The organism is Acinetobacter sp. WA-87 (assembly GCF_039938935.1).
GTDB classification, from domain to species: Bacteria; Pseudomonadota; Gammaproteobacteria; order Pseudomonadales; family Moraxellaceae; genus Acinetobacter; species Acinetobacter seifertii.
The window spans coordinates 550,960-575,273 of the sequence record NZ_JBDUVF010000002.1; the positions used below are offsets into that span (position 1 = coordinate 550,960).

The window sequence follows — 24,314 nt, forward strand, 5'->3', positions numbered from 1 at the left end:
ATGTTTGCTCATATTTTTCAGCTCACGCGGTTTGCCACTACTGGTGCCGCAGCAGCACTCACCCACTATAGTGTAGCCATGCTTCTGTTTAAGAAGCATGTCGAGCTGCAATATGCCAATTTACTTGCATTTTTAGTTGCCTATTGGGTGAGCTATTTCGGGCATCGCATTTTTACTTTTAAAGCACAGCATCTTGCTCATCGTCAGACTTTACCAAAATTCACATTAGTTGCAGGCTTAGGTTTTTTATTTAATGAAAGTTTTCTTTTACTTTCAAATCTTTATTTTGACATTCCTGTTTCAACCTTAGTGTGTATTGCAATTGTTCTGACCTCCGTCGTGACTTTTTTGCTTAACCGTTTTTTTGCATTTCAACATTAAGGATTGTGTATGCAGCAATGGCTTCGTAATTCGAAATTTTTATTATTTTTTTTACCATGCTGGTTACTTGTTCTTTCTTGGATAAGACCTTTGTCAGTACCGGATGAAGGCCGCTACGGAGATATTAGCCGAGCGATGGTCGAATCTGGAGATTGGTTAACTCCACGAATCGATAGTTTACCATTTATGCATAAACCGCCATTGCTCCATTGGTTAAGTTCTATTTTTATGGAAATTTTTGGGGTGCATGTATGGGTGTTACGCTTAGTACCTGTTTTAGCAGCTACACTCACCTTAGTTGGTCTATTCTGGTTTGTAAAAAAACATATTTCAGAGCGTGTAGCGCAACTCACGGTTATTATTTTAGCGACTAACCTACTTTTTTTTGGTAGTAGTCAATACATTAACCATGACTTATTAGTAGCATCCGGGATTACATTAAGCGTTTTATGCTTTGCTGATTTCACTATTTCTGCACGTAAACCTATCTTATTTTTAGGTTATGTTGCAGGTGCAGCAGCCTTTCTCAGTAAAGGACTTATTGGTGTTCTCATTCCAGGTATGATTTTATTACCTTGGTTACTCTACACAAAACAGTGGAAGAAAATACCTTCGCTTCTTAATCCATTAGGGATATTGCTATTCTTACTTATCGTTAGTCCATGGTTATACGCAGTACAAAGTAAATATCCTCAATTTTTACATTATTTCTTTATTGACCAACAATTTAGTCGATTTAGTTCAAAAGAATTTAATAATAAGCAACCATGGTGTTTCTATCTGCTTATTTTATTTGTTGGTTCTTTACCTTGGGTTTTTGCGAGTAGATTTGAGTCCATTAAGACCGTCTTTAAAGATCATAAGCAATCTGGTGTATTTGCCTTGCTTGTATGGTGGTTTATTTCTGTCACGGTTTTCTTCTCTATTCCGCCTTCTAAACTAGCGGGCTATATTTTACCTGCAGTACCGCCCCTTACTATTTTCTTGGCACTTGTGATTAACAAAGTTCTTGAAAGCAGTTATAAAACCAAATTACAGGTATGGGGTACTCCTGTATTTATTATGATTCTTGGAATAGGCATTGTGGCTACCCCACATTTTCTGCGTGCGAATCAGCCTTTTTTCCAACATCAAGCCATATTCATTTACACGATTGGCACACTGTTAATTGTGCTTCCATTGGTTTTAGTATGGTTATATAAAAAGCAAAAAGTGAACTATTTAAACTATATTTTTATGAGTTTGATTGTTCTATGTAGTTCGGTTCCTTTTGCTGTTCGTATTTTAGATACTAAAAATAATGTGGGCCAAACAGATTTTGCTGAGTACATCACCCCATCTACAAAAATAGTTTTCTATAATTACTATTTCTATGATGTGCCTTTCCTTTTACAGCTTAAACAGCCTGTGTATGTTGTAAATGAATGGAATAGTGTTCATTCTGATAGCGCCTCTTTAGAAATTAAGGATGGTTTATTATTTGAGCCTGAACGTAAGAAGTATTTATGGAGCGAACAGCAGCTCAAAGATGCTTTATCTCAAAAGCAAGATTTGATCGTGGTAAGCCAACCTAATAATTTTGCAACTAAAGACCCGTCAGTAAAAACTTTGCATTACAGAAACTATAATGTGTTTATTTTCCATTCAGCAAAATAAATAAATCAGAAATAAAAAAAGGAAGCCTAAGCTTCCTTTTTTTATTTTAAAACGTTTTACTCTTCAGAAGTATCTTCATTATTAGATACAACTTCTTCGTTATCGGTTTCAGTCGTATCTACTTCGCCTTCAAGAAGTTCTTCTTCGTCTTCTACAGCTTCAATTGAAACTACGCCAACTAAAGTTTCTTCTTCGCTTAAACGAATGAGACGAACACCTTGAGCATTACGGCCTGTCATTGCAACTTCTGCGGCACGTGTACGAACAAGCGTACCACCATCAGAAATCAACAATAACTCTTTAGTTTCATCAATAGAAACTGCACCAACTAGCTCACCGTTACGTTCAGTTGTTTTAATTGCAATAACACCCTTACCACCACGTTTCTTGGTTGGGAAGTCATTTACAGGGGTACGTTTACCATAACCGTTAGCACTCGCACATAACACTTCACCTGTCTCTGGGACAACAACAAGCGATACGATACGACTTACTAGATTTGAATCTGCTGAATCATCATTATCATCCGATTCATCGTTTTCAACGTCTGCATCTTCTTCACTTAAGGTACTGCTTGCGAAGCTCACGCGCATACCACGTACACCTTTCGCTGTACGACCCATTGCACGTACGTCAGTTTCAGCAAAACGAATCGCTTTACCTTCGTTAGAGAACAACATGATTTGCTGATTACCATCAGTAATCGCAACACCAATTAAGGTATCTTCTTCATTGAGTTCAATAGCACGTAAACCATTTGAACGAATGTTAGCAAACTGTTCTAACTCAACACGCTTAACCGTACCAGAAGCAGTCGCCATAAACACATAGTGGTTTTCTGGGAACTCTGTTAACGGCAAGATAGCAGTGACGGTTTCATTTGCATCTAAAGGTAACAAGTTCACGATTGGACGGCCTTTTGCCCCACGTGATGCTTGAGGAACTTCAAATACTTTCAGGCGATACACTTTACCTACGTTGGTAAAGCAAAGTACCGTCGCGTGGTTCGATGCCACAATCAGATGTTGAATAAAGTCATCATCTTTCATTGAGGTTGCAGACTTACCACGTCCACCACGGCGCTGTGCCTGATAATCTGAAAGTGGTTGAGTTTTTGCATAGCCCGTTTGAGAAACAGTTAATACCACTTGTTCTTCTGGAATTAAATCTTCACGACAGAAATCAACACGAGATTCAACAATTTCGGTACGACGTGCATCACCATATTGTTGTAATACTTGTGCTAGCTCTTCACGAATAACAGCCATCAACAAGTTGAAGTCGTTTAGAATTGCCGTCAGTTCAGCAATTTGACCTAAAATTTCAGTATATTCTGCGTGTAACTTGTCTTGTTCTAGACCTGTTAAACGGTGTAAACGTAATTCTAAAATTGCGCCTACTTGCGTCGGAGATAGACGGTAAATTGAATCGCTTAGACCAAATGGACGATTTGGATCTTCACCTTCAATCTCATCTGGACGAACAGAAATTGCACCTGCTTTTTCAAGTAATGAAATAACACCACCACCTGCCCACTCACCAGCAAGTAAACGCTCACGCGCTTCAGCAGGGTTAGCAGAAGTTTTGATGGTTTCAATAATTTCATCAATATTTGCTAAAGCAACTGTCAAACCTTCCAAGATATGACCACGTTCACGTGCTTTACGTAATTCGAACATGGTACGGCGTGTCACAACTTCTTGGCGGTGACGAATAAATGCCGCAATAATATCTTTCAGATTCATCAATTTTGGCTGTCCATTGTCTAAACAAACCATGTTGATGCTGAATGAGTTTTCAAGCTGGGTATTTAAGAATAAGTTATTTACAACGACTTCTGCGTTTTCACCGCGTTTTAAGTCAATTGCAATACGCATACCGTCTTTATCAGACTCATCACGAAGCTCTGAAATACCTTCAAGTTTTTTCTCTTTAACTAACTCAGCAATACGTTCAATCACTCTTGCTTTGTTGACTTGATATGGAATTTCAGTAAAGACGATGGTTGTACGACCTGTCTTTTCATCTTCTTCGAAATGGTATTTACCGCGAATGTGTAAACGACCTTTACCAGTACGGTAGGCATCAACAATACCTGATTTACCGTAAATAATACCGCCCGTAGGGAAGTCAGGACCGGTAATGTATTCCATCAATCCTTCAATCGAAATATTCGGATTATCAGCATAAGCCAAACATGCATTCACAACTTCTGTCATGTTGTGTGGTGCCATGTTGGTTGCCATACCTACAGCAATACCAGCAGCACCGTTAATTAACAAGTTTGGAACGCGCGTCGGAAGTACCTGAGGAATACGTTCTGAACCGTCGTAGTTATCTTCCCAATCAACTGTGTCTTTTTCTAAATCTGCAAGAAGCTCATGTGCCAGCTTAGTCATACGGACTTCGGTATAACGCATCGCCGCGGCACTATCACCATCGATCGAACCGAAGTTACCCTGACCATCAACCAATAAATAACGTAAGCTAAAGTCTTGAGCCATACGAACAATGGTTTCATAAACAGCTGAGTCACCATGCGGGTGATATTTACCAATTACGTCCCCAACGACACGAGCAGATTTCTTGTAGGCTTTGTTATAGTCATTGCCCAATTCGTGCATGGCATAAAGCACACGACGGTGAACAGGTTTAAGACCGTCTCTCACATCCGGCAATGCACGAGATACGATTACACTCATTGCGTAATCTAAATATGAATGCTTGAGTTCGTCCTCAATGGCAATCGGTCGGATTTCCGATACGCTCATGCATACTCCTTCTTACAGATAGATATTTCTATCCGTTTATATGTCTTGATCTTGCAAAAAATTTAGTTCCGGAAAGTGAACTAAAATCGAAAAAAATATAGCTGTATACTATAGCATAAAAGCACTTTGTAATGTGCGGAATCTACACTGCCAATCTAGTGATATTTGTATAATTTAATTGCATATTATTCTTATCATATCGCTATAACCTACATCGTCTTACCTTCATAAAACTATGTGATTTTTATTCTATAAAAATCAAACCTCAAATGAGATACAAGTCTCAATTATGCATTTCATATTACTATTTCCAATAAAAAAACCCTTAGTAAAACTAAGGGTTTTTAACTTCAATCAGTATAGATTAAAGCTTAGATACCAATTCAGGTACTACAGCGTTTAAATCACCAACTAACCAGTAGTCAGCAACGCTGTTGATTGGCGCTTCTTCGTCTTTGTTGATTGCAACAATAACTTTAGAATCTTTCATACCAGCCAAATGCTGGATCGCACCAGAAATACCTACAGCAATGTAAAGCTCAGGTGCAACGATTTTACCAGTTTGACCAACTTGAAAATCGTTAGGTACGAAGCCTGCATCAACTGCTGCGCGTGAAGCACCTTGTGCTGCACCAAGCTTGTCAGCTAATGGATCAAGTACTTTGTGGTAGTTCTCACCAGAACCCACACCACGACCACCAGATACAACAATACGAGCAGCTGTTAATTCTGGACGATCAAGTTTAACGATTTCTTCAGATACAAACTTAGAAATGCCTGCGTCTTTTACTTCGCCAACTGTTTCAACCGCAGCAGAACCACCTTCCGCAGCAACTGGATCAAATGCTGTACCACGAACAGTACCAACAATGATTGCTTCTTCAGATTGAACAGTTGCAATTGCGTTACCAGCGTAGATTGGACGCTTGAATGTGTTAGCAGATTCAACAGAAATAATGTCTGTGATCATACTTACATCAAGAAGTGCAGCAACACGTGGAAGAATGTTCTTACCAGTAGTGGTAGAAGCAGCTAAAACGTATTTGTAACCTTTAGCTAAGTCAGCAACTAAGCCAGCTACGTTTTCAGCTAATTGGTTTGCATAAGCCGCATTATCAGCAAGCAATACTTTGCTTACGCCAGCAACTTTAGCAGCAGCGTCAGCAACTGCTTGAGCGCCTGAACCAGCAACTAATACAGTAATATCACCACCGATTTTTTGTGCTGCAGCAACAACGTTTAAAGTAGCACCGTTAAGTGTTTGGTTGTTGTGATCAGCGATAACTAAAATACTCATGATTTTATCCTTCCGTATTAGATCACTTTCGCTTCATTTTTCAATTTTTCTACAAGCTCATCTACAGATTTCACTTGTACGCCAGCTTTACGTTCTGCTGGAGCTTCAACTTTAACAGTTTTAAGCTTAGTACCAGCTGTAACACCGTAATCAGCAGGAGATTTAGTATCAAGCGGTTTTTTACGAGCTTTCATAATGTTAGGCAATGCTGCATAACGTGGCTCGTTTAAACGCAAGTCAGTTGTAATGATTGCAGGAAGTGCAAGCTCAACAGTTTGTAAACCACCGTCGATTTCACGAGTCACTTGTACTTTACCGCCATCTACTTTCACTTCAGAAGCGAACGTACCTTGACCAGCACCTAATAATGCGCCAAGCATTTGACCTACTTGGTTAGAGTCATCATCAATTGCTTGTTTACCAAGAAGGATAAGTTCTGGTTTTTCAGCATCAACAACACCTTTTAAGATTTTAGCAACTTCTAAAGCGCCAATTTCGTCAGTGGTTTCAACTAAAATACCGCGGTCTGCACCCAAAGCCATTGCAGAACGGATTTGTTCTTGAGCTTCTTTAGGGCCAACAGAAACAACAACGATTTCTGATACTGTTCCTTTTTCTTTTAAGCGAACCGCTTCTTCCACTGCGATTTCACAAAATGGGTTGATTGACATTTTAACGTTGGTAAGGTCAACCCCACTATTGTCCGGCTTAACACGAACTTTAACGTTGGCATCAACCACGCGTTTTACAGCAACAAGAGCCTTCATGTAATCCTCGGCTGTTCTAGCAAAAGTAAATGTTGAGAAAAGTATATTAACTCTTCGATTAAAATTTTTTAGGTACCCTATCTTGCAATGTGTTTGGCATTTCGGTCAAGTCACAATTTTCTGGAACAGTACAAAAAAAATGAAATCATCAGTTCATAAAAAAAATTTTATACATGATTACCCTCTATTTTATTCTTTTTAAAGTCTATTTTATACATTGATTTTTATTATCTTTTTATTTTATTTACCTTATTAGTAAGAAGCATAAGCACGGTGTAAAAGACTCAAAATTTGTCGTTTTTAGGCTATATATGCTGACAAATTGTGCAAAGATCAAAATGGTCAATTGGGTAATTTCACCCTTTTTCTTTATACAAATTTGTAAATAAATACAAATGATCTCTACATTCACCTTATTTAGTGCAATCAAAGTCGTATATTGATAAATAATTTAACTTAAATGACTTAATGCTTGGTCGCTCGCGGATGAGCTTGATCATACACTTGAGCCAAATGATCAAAATCGATATGCGTATAAATTTGCGTAGTCGATAAGTTGCTATGGCCTAACATTTCTTGGACTGAACGCAAATCACCGCTACTCGATAACATATGGCTGGCGAAACAATGTCGAAGTAAATGCGGATGTAAATCGACATTTACACCGGCTCTTTGCGCCTGAAGTTTTACACGTTTCTCAATTTGCCGTGGAGTGAGTACACCACCACGCTGTGAAATAAATACAAAAGCATTTTGATCAAAATGACCTTTCCAGATTTTATAAATTTTGAGCCAGTTCAATAGACTTTCTTTTGCCTTTTTCCCAAACGGGACGATACGGGTTTTATTTCCTTTACCCGTAATACGAACAAGATGACGATTAAAATCGATATCTTTAATGGTTAGGCCCTGTAGTTCAGCGAGTCGTAAACCACTTGAGTAAAGTAGTTCCAACATGGCTTTATCTCGCAACCAAAGCTGCTGATCAATTGGTTTTTCCGGCATGGGTTGATCTAAAATTTGATTAACCGTTTCTATGTCGATCATGCCTGGCAAGGGTCTAGGCTGGCGTTTTAACTTAAAATCGTCAGTGGGATTAATTTCTAGATATTTGCCTTGTTCAGCCCATTTCATAAACTGACGAATAGAAGTGAGATGACGCTGCATGCTACTTGCGCTTAACTGGTCTTGCTCAACACGTTGAGCTAGATATTCACGTAAATCTGAAGCTTCAACATTTTTTAAATCAATTTTTTTTGAGTCACAGAACTCAAGAAAGCTTTTCACATCTCGCTCATAAGCCGTGATTGTATGCTCAGACTGGTTCTGAATTTTTCTTTCTTTCAACCACATCGAGAGCAGTTGTAATGCAAAATCCAAATTGCTCTCCATTTATTTGCCCATTTTTTTGAGTGTACCAAAAACTAATTGATCATGAAAATTTCATATCGCACAGCATAATGAATCTAACTTATATATTACACTTCACTTTAAGTATTCGTCGGAACCTTGCTGTCATGACTACCATACTCATTCCCTACTTAATTGCCATTACTTTACTTACGCTTACTCCTGGCTTAGATACGACTTTAATTATTCGTACCGCTACACTTGAGGGTAAATCTAAAGCGTTCCAAGCAGCTCTAGGAATTAGTCTTGGCTGTATTGCTTGGGGAATTGTCGTGGCCTGCGGTTTAGGCGCTCTACTTATGGCATCTGATTTAGCTTTTAATATTCTAAAATGGATGGGAGCTGCTTATTTAGCGTGGCTAGGTTTAAATATGATTTTAAAACCACGTAGCCGACTCGCAGATATGCAAGAAAATAATTCCAATCGCTCTACTTCAGAGAATTGGTTTATCAAAGGTTTCTTTGGCAATTTACTCAATCCCAAAGTAGGCATTTTTTATATTTCATTTCTTCCCCAGTTCATTCCAGCCCAAGCATCGGCTGTCACTTGGGTAATGGGACTTGTAATGATTCATGTGGTGATTGGAATAGTATGGTCAACTTTATTAATTCTAGCCATGCAGCCACTTTCACGTTATCTAAAACAACCTAAATTTGTGAAATATATGGACCGAATTACGGGCAGTATTTTTGTTCTGTTTGCATTGAAATTGGCGTTGAGTAAAAGATAACTTTTAAAAAGCGTGCTAACGCATAGCACGCTAAATAATAGCTAAAGATTTACATTAGGTTTCTTAAATAGCTTTCTATTTTGACTGCTACTTCATCGGCATGTTTTTCTGCTAATTGATGGTCCCCATCTTTCACAACATATAAAGTCGACTTTTCAAACTTTTGATTTAAATATTGGCCCACCGAAACTGGACTTACCGGATCTTTATCACCCCAGATTAATAAAGTTTCAACATTTATATCCGCTAAAAACTCTTAATAGTTAGCATTAGTGGTAACAAACCAATCTGGATATTTTAAAAATGTTTGCCGGTATGCTTCACGCCAGTCTTGCACATTAAATCGTTTAAGGTTGATTCCACCAGAAGTTGCAATTAAGACCAACCCTTTCACCAAATGAGGTTTTTGTAGCGCTGTGGCAACGGCAAAAATCCCACCCATAGATTGGGCAACAATGATAGATTCTTCATTAATTTGATCGACCACATAATTTGTTAGGTCTTCAAAGTTTTTGATCTCAAGAGATTCTGGTGTATCACCGAAACTGGGGTAACCAATAATTTTTGTACGGTATTGCTGAGGTAATTTTTCAATTAAAGGATGCCAAAATGCAGTACTGCCTGACGCACCAGGTAAGAAAATTAAATTATTCATATTTTTTATAAAGTAATGAAATTAAAAAATTATTGTACATATAAAAGAAAGCCTCTTTTATCACTTTAACTGATGAAAAAGAGGCTACTATTTAGGCCATGCGATTAGCCTTGGAAATAACGTAAATCCAAACGTCCATCATATACATGGGTTGTTGGACCAGTCATCCAAACTACATCACCTTCTTGCCATTCAATTTGTAACTTACCACCAGCAAGTTCAACTTCAACTGAGTTCGCAAGTAAGCCACGGCGCATACCACTTACCGCAGCAGCACATGCTCCTGTACCACAAGCGAGTGTTTCACCTACACCACGTTCAAATACACGTAAACGCACATGCTTTTCATCAATCACTTGCATAAAACCAGCATTCACACGTTCAGGGAATCGTTGATGTGATTCAACTTGTGGACCGATACCTGCTACATCAGCAGTGAGTACATCTGGAACAATAGTGACTGCATGTGGATTACCCATGTTGACCACATCAATACTAATGTTTTGGTCATTTGCTAACTCAAGGGTATATAAAGCTTCTGGTTGTTCAGCAATGAATGGAATTTCATTTGGTAGAAACTTTGGGTAGCCCATATTTACGCGCACCCACCCATTTTGCCCAAGCTCTGGCTTTACAATACCTGCTTTGGTTTGCACGGTAATGTTGGTTTTATTGGTTAAATGACGCTCGTGTACAAAACGCGCGAAACAACGTACGCCATTACCACACTGTTCAACCTCAGAACCATCTGCATTGAAAATGCGATATTTAAAGTCAGCTTCTGGTAAATCTGGTGGCTCAACAATTAAAAGCTGGTCAAAACCAACACCAAAGTGTCGATCTGCCAAACGTTGAATGGTTGCCGTATCTAAGTAAGCTCTTTGGCTAATTAGGTCAACCACCATGAAATCATTGCCCAAACCATGCATTTTGGTAAATTCTAATAACATCTCATTTACTCCTCAGGCAATAAACGTTCTTTTTCCCAAAGCGACTCAACCGTTTCACGTTCACGAATTAAATAGCTCTTTTCACCTGATACCATGACTTCTGCTGCACGGCCACGCGTGTTGTAATTTGAACTCATGACAAAACCATAAGCCCCTGCACCGAGTACAGCCAACAAGTCATTTTCTTGTAATGCGAGTGAGCGATCTTTACCAATAAAGTCACCTGTCTCACAAATCGCACCAACGAGGTCCCATACTTTTTCTTCTGTATCGGTACGTGGTACAACAGGCTGAATATCCATCCATGCTTCATATAAAGCAGGACGAATCAAATCATTCATTGCTGCATCAATAATGGCGAAGTTACGATGTGTCGTTGGTTTAAGCAAATCAACTTTAGTTAAAAGTACACCCGCATTTGCACTAATGCTACGGCCCGGCTCCATATAAACCTTAAGACCTAACTTTTCTAAAGCTGGTTTCATAGAGTTTGCATATTCTTCAACACTTGGCGGTGTTTCATCTTTATAGCAAACACCTAAACCACCACCGATATCAATATGTTTAAGATTGATACCAAGTTTTTTCAACTCATCAATCATCAGCATGACACGGTCTAAAGCATCAACAAACGGTTTAGTCTCGGTCAATTGCGAACCAATGTGACAATCAATACCTACAATTTCAAGATTAGGTAAAGAAGCCGCGTATTGATAAGTTTCATAAACTGTATCACTTGGAATACCAAATTTATTTTCTTTTAAACCAGTTGAAATATAAGGATGCGTTTTTGCATCAACGTCTGGATTTACACGTAATGAAATCGGCGCTTTCTTGCCTAAACGAGCTGCCACTTTTTGAAGGCGGTCTAATTCGGCATAAGACTCTACGTTAAAGCAAGCAATACCTACATTGAGTGATGTTTCAATATCTGCTTCGGTTTTACCTAAACCTGAAAAAACAACTTTAGATGCATCTCCACCCGCTTTTAAAACGCGAGCCAGCTCACCACCAGATACAATATCAAAACCCGCACCAAGTTTTGCTAAGACATTAAGAACAGCTAAATTTGAGTTAGATTTCACCGCAAAACAGATTTGATGATCAATAAAGTCAAAAGCACGGTCCATATCCAAGTAATGTTTTTCAAAAGCCGCTTTTGAATAAACATACAAAGGGGTGCCAAATTGCTGCGCAAGCTGCTCCATAGAACATTGCTCTGCATGCAATACTCCATTAATGCGAGTGAAACTCATGAATGTGTCCTTATTTCAAAGCTTAAGGTGATGTAGTTTGGTTTTTGGCTGATGATGACTCGACTGGCTGTTCAGACTTTTCATCCTTTTGCACAGCTGGTTTTGATTCTTTATTACGATAAAGCAAGTATTTTGCACGGTTGTCATAATTTGGATCAGAAGGTAGCTGCAATGCTCCTGACTGACCGCAAGCTGTAAGCAAAATACTGCTGCTCAATAAACTGATGAGGCAAATGACACGAAGCATCTGAGCACCTGATTTAAACAATTCGATGCAGTATACCGTGATCATGCAAGCGGCTAAAGAGTAAACTTAAAGAGAAAAACAATATGCATAAAAAACGCCAGCTTTTCAGCCAGCGTTTAGTCATAAGCAAATAAATTTAATTACTTTTTATGACGTGGTTTATAAAAGAAGAAATAACCAATGATCAAGATAACAAACCAAATTGGGCTAACTTTAAGCGCTTTAAACGTGTCTGGCTCTAAAGACAACACGTAAATCATGCCCACAAAGAAAATAATCGTGATCCAACAGGTAAATAAACCACCTGGCAATTTAAATGTTGATTTGGCATGCAGTTCAGGGCGTGTCGTGTAGTAACGGATATAACTCCAGATAATAAGTAACCACACGCAAATGAACAGAATGGTTGAAAGCGTCGTTGCTAGCGTAAATGCTTCTACTGTATTAGGTACAAAATACTGTAATGCTGCACCTAACAATAAACACGCAGCAGAGAAATACAATGCATTTGCAGGAACTGCTCGTCTATTCAGTTTACCAAAAGCTTTTGGCCCTTGATCTTCACGCGATAAACCAAACAACATACGACTTGTTGAGAATACACCGCTATTCATTGATGACATAACCGATGATAACACCACCAAGTTCATCAAGATTGCTGCTGCTGCAACACCTGCTTGGCTAAACAAGTTTACAAACGGGCTAATCGCTGGATCAATTCTATTCCACGGCGTTACAGACATCACAATAAGCAATGCCAACACATAGAAAATAATGATACGAATTGGAATGGAGTTAATTGCTTTTGGCAAGTTACGTGCTGGATCTTTTGTTTCCGCAGCCGTTGTTCCCACAAGTTCGACACCAACGAAAGCAAAGATTGCAATCTGGAAACCAGCCAAGAAGCCATGCACACCTGTTGGGAAGAAACCACCATTCGCCCACAAATGAGTAAATGAAGCAACCTCACCCGTACTAGACGTAAAGCCAGTAAAGATCATCCATAGACCTACAGCAATTAAAATGATAATTGCTAAAATCTTAATGAGTGCAAACCAGAACTCTAACTCACCAAATAAACGTACTGTCAGTAGGTTTAAACCCATAATAAATACAATCGCGGCAACACTAATCATTGCCCCTTCGACAGGCGAGAAAGGTAGACCATTATTGAAGAATTGTAAGTAGTAGATAATTGCAGAAAGGTCAGCGATACCAATCGTGATCCAACATAACCAGTATGTCCATCCCACAAAGTAACCCGCCCATGGACCGATTAAATCAGTGGTGAAGTCAATAAATGATTTATAGGCAAGATTTGAAAGAAGTAATTCACCAAGCGCGCGCATGACAAAAAACACCATCACGCCAATAATCAAATAAATGAATAAGATCGATGGACCAGCAAGACTAATTGTTTTGCCTGATCCCATAAATAATCCAGTACCAATTGCACCGCCAATCGCGATCAGCTGTAAATGCCGATTAGAGAGGCTTCGATGGAGTTCACCTTGTTCATGAGGCTCACTCAGATTTTGATTCGACATTTTATGAATACACTCCAGTAATTTTTTTAGTCCGTTAGCTAAATCCAAATCAAAAAGACGATATCGCACCATTTGCAGGTATCTTTTAAATGTATATTTTTTGACAACTTTTCAGCTAACCAATTTTGTCTGTATGGCTGATAATTTAAAGATACATACCATTAAATCTGATAATACGCACAAGAACCAAGCAATACAACGCACATCTTTGGAACATGCAGTTTCTCATTTAATGATCAATCTCATATAAAAAAAGGTGGTCAATATGACCACCTTTTGTGAGTTATGTTATCTCTAAAATTTAACTACCTGTTTTTTTCAACTGTGTATCTATTTCTTGTTTTTTCTTCAAGCGTTCCTCCCAGAATGTTGCATTTTTAATTCCTAATTTAATAGGATCAAAAGTGTATTCTTTTACTCCAGCTTTTTGTTGTTCTTCGTAATCCTTGAGTGCTTTAATCGTTGGTTTATAAATAAAGTAGGTGACTACGATACCAATAATATTAATCCATGCCATTAAACCTACACCAATATCACCAATACCCCAGATATAACCTGTCGCACTAAGCAAACCATAGCCTACAGCGAGAATGATTGAACATTTCACAATAAACAATAATGATGGTGATTTTGTAATGTAGCTCAAATAAGCAAGATTTGTTTCTGCTATATAGTAATAAGCTACGATGGTAGTGAAGGCAAAAAAGAATACGGCTAAAGCGACAAAGATCTGACCAAAATTACCAAAAATAGTGCTCACTGCTAATTGTGTAAATGCTGGTGAACCAATTTCAGTCGATGCGGGAACATTTTGAACAAGGAATTGACCTGCTTCTAAAGCCCCCTGAACATTATATTGGCTTGTCATTAAAATCATAAATGCAGTAGCAGAACAAACAATTATACTGTCAAAGTGAATTGAAAAAGATTGTACTAAACCTTGTTGAGCTGGATGTTGAACTTCTGCTGCCGCTGCTGCGTGTGGACCTGTTCCTTGCCCTGCCTCATTGGCATAAACACCACGTTTTACCCCCCAACCAATTGCAGCACCAAGACCCGCCATTGGAGTAAATGCATCAGTGAAAATTAGACTTAATACTTTTGGAAGATCTGAAATGTTAACCACAACAATGATTACAGCCATGAGGAAATAACCAATTGCCATGAAAGGTACAACCAGTTCAGCAAATTGAGCAATTCGTTTAATACCACCAAAAATGAGGATAGCAAGCAAACCAATTACGACAACTAAAGCAACCAGTTTATAAACACCTACATCACCAAAAACAATTGCACCTTCACCAGTAATCTGGGTAAAAGCTTTTCCTACTGCATTTGCTTGAATCCCCGGTAAAAATAAACCACAAGCAACAATTGCAGCAATAGCAAATACAATTCCCAACCAACGCTGACCTAATCCTCTATCAAAATAAAATGCTGGGCCACCACGATATTGCCCCTGATACTCAACTTTATAAAGTTGACCAAGTGTTGACTCTACATAAGCTGTGCCAGCACCAAAGAATGCAACCATCCACATCCAAAAAACTGCACCAGGTCCACCAAAGCCAATTGCTGCTGCAACACCCGCAATATTACCTACACCAATACGACCAGCTAGAGATACGGATAAAGCTTGAAATGATGAAACTCCCTGTTCTGAAGAAGTCCCTTTTATTAATAGTCTGGCCATTTCTTTAATTTGGCGGACTTGAACAAATCGTGTCAAAATAGAAAAGAATAAACCGACGCCTAAGCATAAATAAATCAGCGCCTTACTCCATATAACACTATTAACCCAATCAACAATTTCTGCTGCACTCATAGATATCAACCTTTGTATTTTTAAAATACAATACTCATATTATTTTGTTCATTTTCAATTGAGCAATATCCATGCCATACCTATGATAAACCGTGATATAGACTTCAGTAAAAATACATTCCTTGGGGATAGCTTAGATTTTGTATAGGCACTTAAAACAAACCCTATCTGACTTGTAAAAATCTTATATCGTGTTATTTTTGGTGTCCTTCCTTTGTTAGTTCTTAAAAATATCCCTTCAAATTTCCTAATACTCTTTTATGAAAAATTAAGGGAAAATGTATGAAGAATTTCCAAAGAACTATATTTCTATAATATCGAGCAAAATTTCAATTTTTTATGAGTAAAGTCAAAACTGTTTACCGTTGCGAGCAATGTGGTGCCGATCATCTTAAATGGGCTGGTCAATGTTCAGAGTGTGGTGAATGGAATTCTCTGACTGAAGTCAAACTCGAGCCGACTACAGCCCATCGCGCGCGTCCTAAAATTGGGGGCTACGCAGGCCAAGTTGCCAATATCACAACACTAAATAAAGTCTCAGTTTCTCATGAAACCCGCTTACCTACAGGTATTAGCGAGTTTGACCGTGTACTTGGCGGTGGTTTGGTCACAGGCTCTGTTGTCCTAATTGGTGGTGACCCGGGTATTGGTAAATCGACTATTCTTTTGCAAACCGCAACCCATATGGCAAGTGCAAAAAGCTCTGCACTTTATATTACTGGTGAAGAATCGTTGTCTCAGGTGGCTTTACGTGCTCAGCGCCTTGACCTGCCGACAGATCAGTTAAAAGTCATGGCTGAAACCTGTGTAGAACGCATTTGTGAAGTTTTAGAGCAAGAAAAACCTGTAGTCGCTATTCTAGATTCGATTCAAACGCTTTATACAGAAACCCTCCAATCTGCTCCGGGTGGTGTTTCACAAATTCGTGAATCTGCTGCTTTGTTAACCCGCTATGCAAAAAATAGTGGCACGGCGCTATTTATTGTTGGCCACGTGACCAAAGAAGGTGCACTTGCAGGTCCGCGTGTTTTAGAGCATATGGTGGACTGTGTACTTTACTTTGAAGGCCAATCTGACTCACGTTATCGTATGATTCGTGCTGTTAAAAACCGTTTTGGTGCAGTTAACGAACTAGGCGTATTTGGCATGACCGATAAAGGCTTACGTGAAGTAGCTAACCCTTCTGCTATTTTCTTAAGTCGTTACGATGAAGCTATTCCCGGTTCAATTGTCATGATTAGCCGTGAAGGAACTCGCCCACTTTTAGTTGAAGTTCAAGCTTTAGTCGATGATGCTCAAGGACAACCACGACGTGTCGCACTTGGTCTTGAACAAAACCGCTTAAACATGTTACTTGCTGTCATGCACCGTCATGGTGGTGTGCAAACCACAGGACAAGATGTCTATGTCAATATTGTCGGTGGTTTAAAAATTACTGAAACAGGTTCAGACTTAGCTGTTTTACTTGCCTGTGCTTCGAGTTTACGTACCAAAGCATTACCACAGCAACTTGCAGTTTTTGGTGAAGTTGGGCTTTCAGGTGAAATTCGCCCAGTACCAAATGGACAAGAGCGCTTGAAAGAAGCAGCAAAACATGGCTTTAAATATGTCATTTTACCTAGAGGCAACGCACCACAAAAAGAGATTCCGGGCGTTCAAGTGATTGCTGTGGCACGCTTACATGAAGCCCTCACTGAAGCAATGCAACTCAGTGATGAATTGACATAAAAAAACATATTTTTATAGTTGAAATTTAGTGTAAATGGCTGCATAAATACAATTACAAATTAATTTTAAACAGGAATTTCCTATGGAAGTACACCAGCGCGGCTTGATAACGGGTATTTTAATGGCTGCTTTGGCAATTTCTCCGCTTGCTGAAGCAAAACGTGCAGGTGGTGGTAAAAGCCACGGCATGGCACGCTCTACCACTTCAAGCCAGTCATATCAACAACCTCGTCAAGTGGCTCCAGTTCAACAACCTGCTACAGCACCTCAAAGATCTGGTCCGGGTGTGGGTTCAATGGTTGCGGCTGGTGTAGCTGGTGCTGCCGTAGGTGCTGTTGCAGCACATGCTTTAGCTGATGATAAACCAACATCAACTGAACAACGTGTAACACAGCCAGACAATCAGCAACAAGCTGCTCAACAACAAGAGAAGAAAGGTGGTATCCCAGGTTGGTTATGGGTATTACTTGCTGCTGCTGTTGCCTTTTTTGTATTTCGCAAATTTGGCGGGAAAAAAAAATTAGCAGCGAATAATCCGTATGCTCCAAACAGCAACGGTCAAAACACTTTTGGACGTTCGGCTGCTCCAACTAACTCAAACGACAACACCAATATTTTTGGTCAGTCGGTTGCTGGCGGTGCAGCAGCAACTCAGGCTCCGTTTGGTGGTGCAACAACAAGTAACGGCAACCAGTTACCAGATGGTAGCGAACCTGCTTCTTTCTTACGTGTCGCTCGTCAGCGTTTTAACCACATTCAGTCAATTAACAGTGCAAGTAACGTTGAAGAAATTCGTCGCTACTTAACACCTGAGCTTTATAACTCTATGTATAACGACATCATGGAGAATCAAGATCAGGACGTTGCTGAGTTTAGTAACTTAAACGCAATGGTTGTAGACAGTGCGACTGAAAATGGTCAATACATTGTGAGCGTACGCTTCACAGGTACAGTAAGTGAAGATTTAAATAGCTTGCCACAGCCATTTACTGAAATCTGGCACTTTGTAAAACCTGTTGGCTCTCAGCAAGACTGGGTTGTTGCAGGTATTCAACAAGCTTAATTTAACTAAGCTCTAAATAAAAAAGCCACACTATGTGGCTTTTTTATTTCATTGTTTTTAAGCAATTTCGGCTGGAAATGCGATGACTTTTTCAATTTTAAGTTGATCAGTTGCAACCATGAGTAAACGGTCTATGCCTAAAGCAATTCCTGAACATTCAGGCATATGAGGTAACGCAGCCAACAAGTGCTCATCTAGTGGCATGACATGAAGCCCTTGCTTAGCCCGTTCTGCATTATCTGCTTCAAAGCGTGAACGTAACACGTCTGCATCGAGCAATTCATCGTAAGCATTGGCAAGCTCTAAGCCTTCAATATAAACCTCAAAACGCGCTGCGACCTCTTCCCCATCTTCATCTACTTTCACTTTTGCCAAAGACGCCATTTCTGGTGGAAAGTCAGTTAAAAATACAGGTGCATCAAAACCTAAACTTGGCTCAACAAAATGAGAAAACAACAAATCCATATAAGCTAAGCGGTCATCACCCAAATCTAGATTTAACCCCACACGATTTGCCGTATCTTTGAGTTGCTTCAAAGTGGCCTGCAAAGGGTTAATGTCTAAACGGTCCTGAAAAGCATGTTTATAACTTAAAATAAATGGACGCACTTCACCAAAACGATGCTGCAAACAAGTTTGTAATAAATCGGCTGTTTCATGCATTAATGCTTTTAAGTCTAAACCCGGACGGTACCATTCAAGCATGGTAAATTCACTGTTATGTTTACGCCCGTGTTCATCATCTCGGAAAACCTTACAGATTTGATAAATCGGCCCACTACCACTTGCTAGCAAACGTTTCATGGCAAACTCTGGCGAGGTTTGTAAATATTGAGTCTGCAACTTGCCATGAATATGACGCAAAGTCTGAACTGAAGCTAAATGTACATCGGTAACGCCTGCTTGTGAAACAATTGGCGTTTCGACTTCCATGACATCACGTTCTGCAAAGAACTGGCGAATTTGGTTATAAAGCTTAGCACGAGCCTTTAAAGCATCAATTGAACAAGTAGGCTGATAACTTAAACTCATGCCTGTGGCCCCCCATGTGCTGCCCATTCACGGCGCAGCGGATAATTTTTACGTAATAAATCAAATGCTTTTTGCTCTACTTTACCGTCTTTAACGCAGGCACGGATGTTGGCATCATCTTGAGCAATATCATAAATTTGAGCTAATTTTTGCTTTAAAACCGCTTTTAAATCATGTCCTGAAAAATAGTCTTCGCATTCAGGCAACTGAGTTTCAAAACGTTTATTGATGTCATATCCAAATTTTTGGCAAAACGCTTCATAAATCATTTGTGTACCGCGAGCCTTACCTTCGAGGCTATAACCTGCAATATGCGGTGTTGCCAACGCTAACATATTTAAAAGCTCATCTGATATCACTGGCTCATGTTCAAATACATCGAGCACGACTTTACGCTGGGTACGTTGAATGTCTTGCATTAAAGCGGCTTCTTTCACGACTGGACCACGAGCGCTATTAATTAAAATTGTGTTAGGTTGAAGCGCTGCAAAAGCATTTTCGTCAAACAAATGATATGTCGCATGTTCACCGTTTTTGGTGAGCGGCACATGAATTGAAATGGCATTGGCTTGTTGCAATAGGGTTTTAAAGCTTACATTTTCAATTGAATCTAACTGCACATAGGGGTCAAAACCAATGACGTTCCAACCAAGTAACTGAGCCATATAAGCCAAACGTTTACCGACGTTGCCAAGACCAACGATGCCTAGCGTAAATTTTTCTTGTTGTTCTAAAAGGTTCACATCTAAATAAAGTAAAGCTGTAATCACATATTCAGCAACCGCTTGGGCATTACAACCTGCTGCATTGGCCCATGTAATATCATATTTTTCTAGAGCTTGAATATCTAAATGATCGGTTCCGATTGTTGCACTACCCACATATTTTAAAGTGGTGTTTTGAATTAAACTTTCGTTCACTGCGGTGACTGAGCGAACCAATAAAGCTTCAGCATCTTTTACATCTGCGTGCGTTAAGGTGCGTCCTGCATGGTGTTGAATATCGCCAAATTCTGAAAAAAAGTAATCGGTAAATGCCAAGTTTTCATCTGCGACGATTTTCATTGTCTGCAACTCATAGCTTATAAAAACGTTATTATCCTTTGAGTTGCAATAAAGCACAATGTTCAAGGCGCTAAATTCACAAAGGGTTTCTAAGTTTGGCTTATCTACAAACCACCACCTAAATAAAAATAAGCCATGACCGCAAGTGTTATCCAAATTAGAATAATAAGAACAGCAACTAAATAATTTCGTGGTGCTTTTTCATGTTCCTCTAACCATTCATTCGCTTGCTGTTCTGCATCAAAAATGACTTGTTCTGGCGTAAAGCGAAGTGCTAACCAAATGAGTATGGGCAAAATAATCGCATCATCTACAAAACCCAAAATAGGAATAAAATCTGGAATTAGGTCGATGGGACTAAAAGCATAAGCTACAGCCACGACCGCAATAACTTTAGGCAACCACGGCATTTGAGGATGTCTTGATGCAAACCAAAGCATAATAATCTGTTTTCTTAGACGTTTTGCCCATTCTTTTAGTGATTGTACCCAAGACATTTGGACTGTCTCTGAACCTGTAGAGTTTTATCATAATCTATAAAATCTACCCATAGCTTAAAAGCAACAGAAATGTCAGATGAGCTTTGTTTTAAGAAAAATATATTTTAAATGTCAGTATATAAAACAAACCTATCTCCCCTACAGAAACTAGCCAATGTCAGTCCAGATTGTTTGGCTAAATGAATAGCCATACTGGTCGGAGCTGAAATTGAAGCTAGCAAGCTAATATTCAACTGCGCACATTTTCGTATTAGTTCATAACTTGCCCGACTGGTCATCACCACAAAACCTAAACTGGTGTCGTAGTTTTCTTGGGCTAAATAACCAATTAGTTTGTCCAAGGCATTATGACGGCCAACATCTTCAAATAAAGCCACGATTTGACCATCAACCACCCAAGCGGCGGCATGTGCCCCACCTGTTAAAGCGGTAATTTCTTGCTGGGCTTTTAAATGGGAAATGGCGCTCGGAATTTGCTCAAGCCATAGCTTTGATGCATGCGTTGTAATTTTAGGAACATCTAACTGAAATTGCTCCAAACTTTCAATTCCACATAAACCACAGCCTGTACGACCTACCATCATACGGCGGTGTTGTTTTAAAGCAGTAAATGCTCTCGATGAAATGGTCATTTCCACCGTAATGCCCAATTCATTTTGATGTACATCAAGCACATATAGCTCTTTTAAACTGGTCAAAATACCTTCTGAGAGACTAAAACCTTTGGCAAATAATTCGACATCGGTTGGTGTTGCCATCATCACCGCATGTGAAATACCGTTATACACCAAGGCGATTGGGTACTCTTGCACAATATGATCTAAAACATTTTCAGATTCGGTTTTGTTAAACCGCTGTACTTGTAATGTTTCAACCCCATAAGCATGTGGTGTCAAAGTTATTTCCCTTATTTCAAAATGGCGCTTGTTTAGAGCGCCATTTGTTTGAGTTACATTTTAAATGTCGTGTTTGATTTAAAGACTACTGACTTTTCTATCTGCATCTTGAGGGTCAACGGCTGTTGCCAAGTTAAAATGCTCAGGTGCATTTCCAGGATGCAAAATCACAGGAACACTTTTCGAAGCCGGAATCTTGGCATATTTGTCGTGACTGCTTAATGCGACTAAAGGATTGGTTTCCGGATAGTAAGCGGCCAAGCTGCCACGCGGAATGTTATACGGCACAATACGGAAACTATGCACAATACGCTTTACACCATCCGAGAAAACACTTTCAATGTCGACCCATTGGTTGGCTTCGAAGCCTGCTTCATCAATATCGGCTTGGTTCATAAATAATACGCGGCGCTGACCAAACACTCCGCGGTAACGGTCATCTAGCCCATATAAAGTGGTGTTGTATTGGTCATGAGAACGAGTAGTCATTAAGGTATATACTTTACTTTCGGTATATGCCGCAGCGTACTGATTTTCCTTATCGGCATAAACCTCACTCAGAGGTGTAATCATAAACTGCGCTTTACCACTTTTTGTATTCCAGATGTGTTGATTAGCAGGATGCTCTAAGTGAAAACCGCCCGGTTTATAAACACGTAAATTAAAGTCATGGAATTCATCAAATACATCGGCAATTGAGTCACGAATGCGGTCATAGCTCTCGATATACCATTTCCATTTAATCTGACTGTCTGGCAGTACCGCTTCAGCCATTCTTGCCACAATATCCGGTTCAGACAAAATATTTTTAGAAATTGGCGTGTTGCGCCCTGCTGACAAGTGAACATTACTCATTGAGTCTTCAACTGAAATAGCTTGTGGGCCATGAAGCTGCTCATCAATTTCGGTACGACCTAAACACGGCAAAATGAGTGCATCTTTACCACACACCAAATGACTACGATTTAATTTTGTTGCGACATGAACAGTTAAATCACATTTTCTAAGTGATTCTTGGGTATATGGGGTATCGGGGGTTGCAACTGCAAAGTTTCCGCCTAAACCAATAAAGACTTTAACCTCACCTTCAGCCATAGCTTTAATGGTTTCGACTACACCATGCCCATTTTTTCTTGGTGATTTAATACCGAATACACGGTCAATGCTATCGAGCAGCTTAGGACTAGGCAACTCATTAATACCCATCGTGCGGTCGCCTTGCACATTACTATGCCCACGAACCGGACAAAGTCCTGCACCCGGTCTGCCAATTTGACCACGCGCCAACAATAAATTTGCCAGCATATGTACGTTAGCAGTTCCGTGACGGTGCTGGGTAATCCCCATACCCCAACAGAAAATGGAGCGCTCTGACTCTAAAAAGAGTTTAGAGAGTTTTTCTAAATGTTCAGGTAACAGACCTGAGTGCTTATGAATATCTGCCCACTCGGTTCTTTCTACCTCGGCAATCATTTCATCGAAACCAACGGTATTCACCGCAATAAAGTTTCGGTCAAAAACGCTTGGTTTACCTGAGGCAAGTGCTTTTTTATCCCACTCATTTAAATGCTTTAACATCCCTAACATGAGTGCATAGTCACCCCCAATTTTAGGCTGGAAATAATAACGACTAATTGGCGTACTGCCGTTGGTCATCATTTCAAGCGGTGCTTGCGGGTCTTGGAAACGCTCTAGGCCTCGTTCTTTAATTGGGTTAATCGCAATAATATTGCCGCCGCGTTTAGACACTTCACGTAAAGTACCTAACATACGCGGATGATTCGTGCCGGGGTTATGCCCAAAACTAAAAATAGCATCGGCTATATCAAAGTCGTCTAGGGTGACTGTGCCCTTTCCTAAACCAATCGAGTCGAGCAAGCCGACACTTGTGGTTTCATGACACATGTTCGAACAGTCTGGAAAGTTATTTGTACCGAAGCTTCGCACAAACAATTGATATAAAAATGCTGCTTCGTTACTGGCACGGCCAGACGTATAAAACGCCGCTTGGTCTGGGTTGTCTAGCGCATGTAAATGTTGAGCAATGAGCTTAAATGCGTCATCCCATGAAATAGGCACATATTTATCGGTTGCAGCGTCATAACGAACTGGGTCGGTTAAGCGCCCTAAGTCTTCTAAGAAAAAGTCACTTTGTTCTGACAACCAACTGACGGTATGACCTGCAAAATATTCGGGAGTAACGGTTTTACTGGTTGCTTCAAAGGCAACCGCTTTGGCACCATTTTCACAAAAGTTAAATGCGTGAGCGTCTTTCTTTTCTGGCCATGCACAGCCGGGACAGTCAAAGCCTGTCGGCTGATTAATGTTGAGTAAGGTAATTGAGCCTTTGCCTAAAATATCTTGTCGCTTTAGGTTTCGAGCAACACTGAGCAGTGCGCCCCACCCACCAGCAGGATGAGTATATGGCTCAATTCGCGCAAAACTATTATTTTCCTGTATGTGCTTTTGTTCTTCTGAATTATCCACTTTTTCATCCTCTTATTTCTTTTACACTCAACAGGCTCAATGAAATCACAA

19 protein-coding genes and 1 pseudogene are annotated in these 24,314 nt (G+C 39.7%); 5 read left to right on the forward strand and 15 right to left on the reverse strand.

Annotated features, from left to right (window positions below; all coding sequences use genetic code 11):
• Together ABFY81_RS09570 and ABFY81_RS09575 are read left to right on the forward strand one after the other, a co-directional pair.
• Complete coding sequence (locus tag ABFY81_RS09570) at positions 1–381, forward strand: GtrA family protein (protein WP_019457304.1); 381 nt, start codon at positions 1–3, stop codon at positions 379–381.
• Positions 382–390: 9 nt separating this feature from the next.
• Positions 391–2,037 carry a glycosyltransferase family 39 protein gene (locus ABFY81_RS09575; RefSeq protein WP_347913632.1) on the forward strand — a complete coding sequence of 549 codons (1,647 nt, stop codon included), beginning with the start codon at positions 391–393 and terminating at the stop codon, positions 2,035–2,037.
• Positions 2,038–2,093: 56 nt separating this feature from the next.
• On the opposite strand, the gene gyrA is transcribed toward ABFY81_RS09575, so the two are convergent.
• From gyrA to xerC, 4 genes are all read right to left on the reverse strand, one after another.
• Entirely contained in the window at positions 2,094–4,808 is a 2,715-nt protein-coding gene (gyrA, locus tag ABFY81_RS09580; protein WP_347913633.1) for a DNA gyrase subunit A, read from the reverse strand.
• Positions 4,809–5,172: 364 nt separating this feature from the next.
• Positions 5,173–6,105, reverse strand: a complete 933-nt coding sequence (locus tag ABFY81_RS09585) for an FAD-binding protein (protein WP_347913634.1) — start codon at positions 6,103–6,105, stop codon at positions 5,173–5,175.
• A gap of 17 nt (positions 6,106–6,122) precedes the next feature.
• The gene (locus ABFY81_RS09590; RefSeq protein WP_004699812.1) at positions 6,123–6,872 is read right to left on the reverse strand and encodes an electron transfer flavoprotein subunit beta/FixA family protein; all 750 of its coding nucleotides are present in this window, start codon (positions 6,870–6,872) and stop codon (positions 6,123–6,125) included.
• A gap of 465 nt (positions 6,873–7,337) precedes the next feature.
• A complete protein-coding gene (xerC, locus tag ABFY81_RS09595; RefSeq protein WP_077169680.1) occupies positions 7,338–8,225 on the reverse strand; it encodes a tyrosine recombinase XerC in 888 nt (295 codons plus the stop codon).
• 164 nt (positions 8,226–8,389) lie between these two features.
• On the opposite strand from xerC, the gene ABFY81_RS09600 reads away from it, so the two are divergent.
• Positions 8,390–9,013 (forward strand): LysE family translocator, encoded by a 624-nt coding sequence (locus ABFY81_RS09600; protein ID WP_347913635.1) that lies wholly within the window; start codon positions 8,390–8,392, stop codon positions 9,011–9,013.
• Positions 9,014–9,062: 49 nt separating this feature from the next.
• Here the strand turns inward: ABFY81_RS09600 and ABFY81_RS09605 are convergent.
• The 6 genes and pseudogenes from ABFY81_RS09605 to ABFY81_RS09630 form a co-directional block, all read right to left on the reverse strand.
• A pseudogene (locus ABFY81_RS09605) lies at positions 9,063–9,668 on the reverse strand (alpha/beta fold hydrolase).
• A gap of 104 nt (positions 9,669–9,772) precedes the next feature.
• Positions 9,773–10,618 carry a diaminopimelate epimerase gene (gene dapF, locus ABFY81_RS09610; protein WP_019457312.1) on the reverse strand — a complete coding sequence of 282 codons (846 nt, stop codon included), beginning with the start codon at positions 10,616–10,618 and terminating at the stop codon, positions 9,773–9,775.
• Between the two features lie 5 nt (positions 10,619–10,623).
• Entirely contained in the window at positions 10,624–11,874 is a 1,251-nt protein-coding gene (gene lysA, locus ABFY81_RS09615) for a diaminopimelate decarboxylase (protein WP_200027181.1), read from the reverse strand.
• 22 nt (positions 11,875–11,896) lie between these two features.
• A complete protein-coding gene (locus tag ABFY81_RS09620) occupies positions 11,897–12,121 on the reverse strand; it encodes a lipoprotein (RefSeq protein WP_347913636.1) in 225 nt (74 codons plus the stop codon).
• Between the two features lie 140 nt (positions 12,122–12,261).
• Positions 12,262–13,668 (reverse strand): amino acid permease, encoded by a 1,407-nt coding sequence (locus tag ABFY81_RS09625; RefSeq protein WP_031944927.1) that lies wholly within the window; start codon positions 13,666–13,668, stop codon positions 12,262–12,264.
• Between the two features lie 301 nt (positions 13,669–13,969).
• The gene (locus tag ABFY81_RS09630; protein ID WP_347913637.1) at positions 13,970–15,493 is read right to left on the reverse strand and encodes an alanine/glycine:cation symporter family protein; all 1,524 of its coding nucleotides are present in this window, start codon (positions 15,491–15,493) and stop codon (positions 13,970–13,972) included.
• Between the two features lie 339 nt (positions 15,494–15,832).
• On the opposite strand from ABFY81_RS09630, the gene radA reads away from it, so the two are divergent.
• Positions 15,833–17,221: a DNA repair protein RadA gene (gene radA / locus ABFY81_RS09635; protein ID WP_049063572.1), complete on the forward strand. Its 1,389-nt coding sequence runs from the start codon at positions 15,833–15,835 to the stop codon at positions 17,219–17,221.
• A gap of 82 nt (positions 17,222–17,303) precedes the next feature.
• Positions 17,304–18,284, forward strand: a complete 981-nt coding sequence (locus ABFY81_RS09640; RefSeq protein WP_151750076.1) for a TIM44-like domain-containing protein — start codon at positions 17,304–17,306, stop codon at positions 18,282–18,284.
• A gap of 57 nt (positions 18,285–18,341) precedes the next feature.
• Here ABFY81_RS09640 and epmA read toward each other — a convergent pair whose 3' ends face one another.
• The 5 genes from epmA to ABFY81_RS09665 all read right to left on the reverse strand — a co-directional run bounded on the left by epmA (position 18,342) and on the right by ABFY81_RS09665 (position 24,263).
• Positions 18,342–19,316 (reverse strand): EF-P lysine aminoacylase EpmA, encoded by a 975-nt coding sequence (gene epmA / locus ABFY81_RS09645; protein WP_019457319.1) that lies wholly within the window; start codon positions 19,314–19,316, stop codon positions 18,342–18,344.
• Positions 19,313–20,380: a 4-phosphoerythronate dehydrogenase gene (locus ABFY81_RS09650; protein ID WP_347913638.1), complete on the reverse strand. Its 1,068-nt coding sequence runs from the start codon at positions 20,378–20,380 to the stop codon at positions 19,313–19,315. Before ABFY81_RS09650 ends, epmA begins: the two co-directional genes overlap by 4 nt.
• 104 nt (positions 20,381–20,484) lie before the next feature.
• Complete coding sequence (locus tag ABFY81_RS09655; RefSeq protein ID WP_077163187.1) at positions 20,485–20,877, reverse strand: DUF1232 domain-containing protein; 393 nt, start codon at positions 20,875–20,877, stop codon at positions 20,485–20,487.
• A gap of 107 nt (positions 20,878–20,984) precedes the next feature.
• Positions 20,985–21,776 (reverse strand): formate dehydrogenase accessory sulfurtransferase FdhD, encoded by a 792-nt coding sequence (fdhD, locus tag ABFY81_RS09660; RefSeq protein ID WP_347913639.1) that lies wholly within the window; start codon positions 21,774–21,776, stop codon positions 20,985–20,987.
• A gap of 78 nt (positions 21,777–21,854) precedes the next feature.
• The gene (locus tag ABFY81_RS09665) at positions 21,855–24,263 is read right to left on the reverse strand and encodes an FdhF/YdeP family oxidoreductase (protein ID WP_347913640.1); all 2,409 of its coding nucleotides are present in this window, start codon (positions 24,261–24,263) and stop codon (positions 21,855–21,857) included.
• Positions 24,264–24,314: the final 51 nt, after the last annotated feature.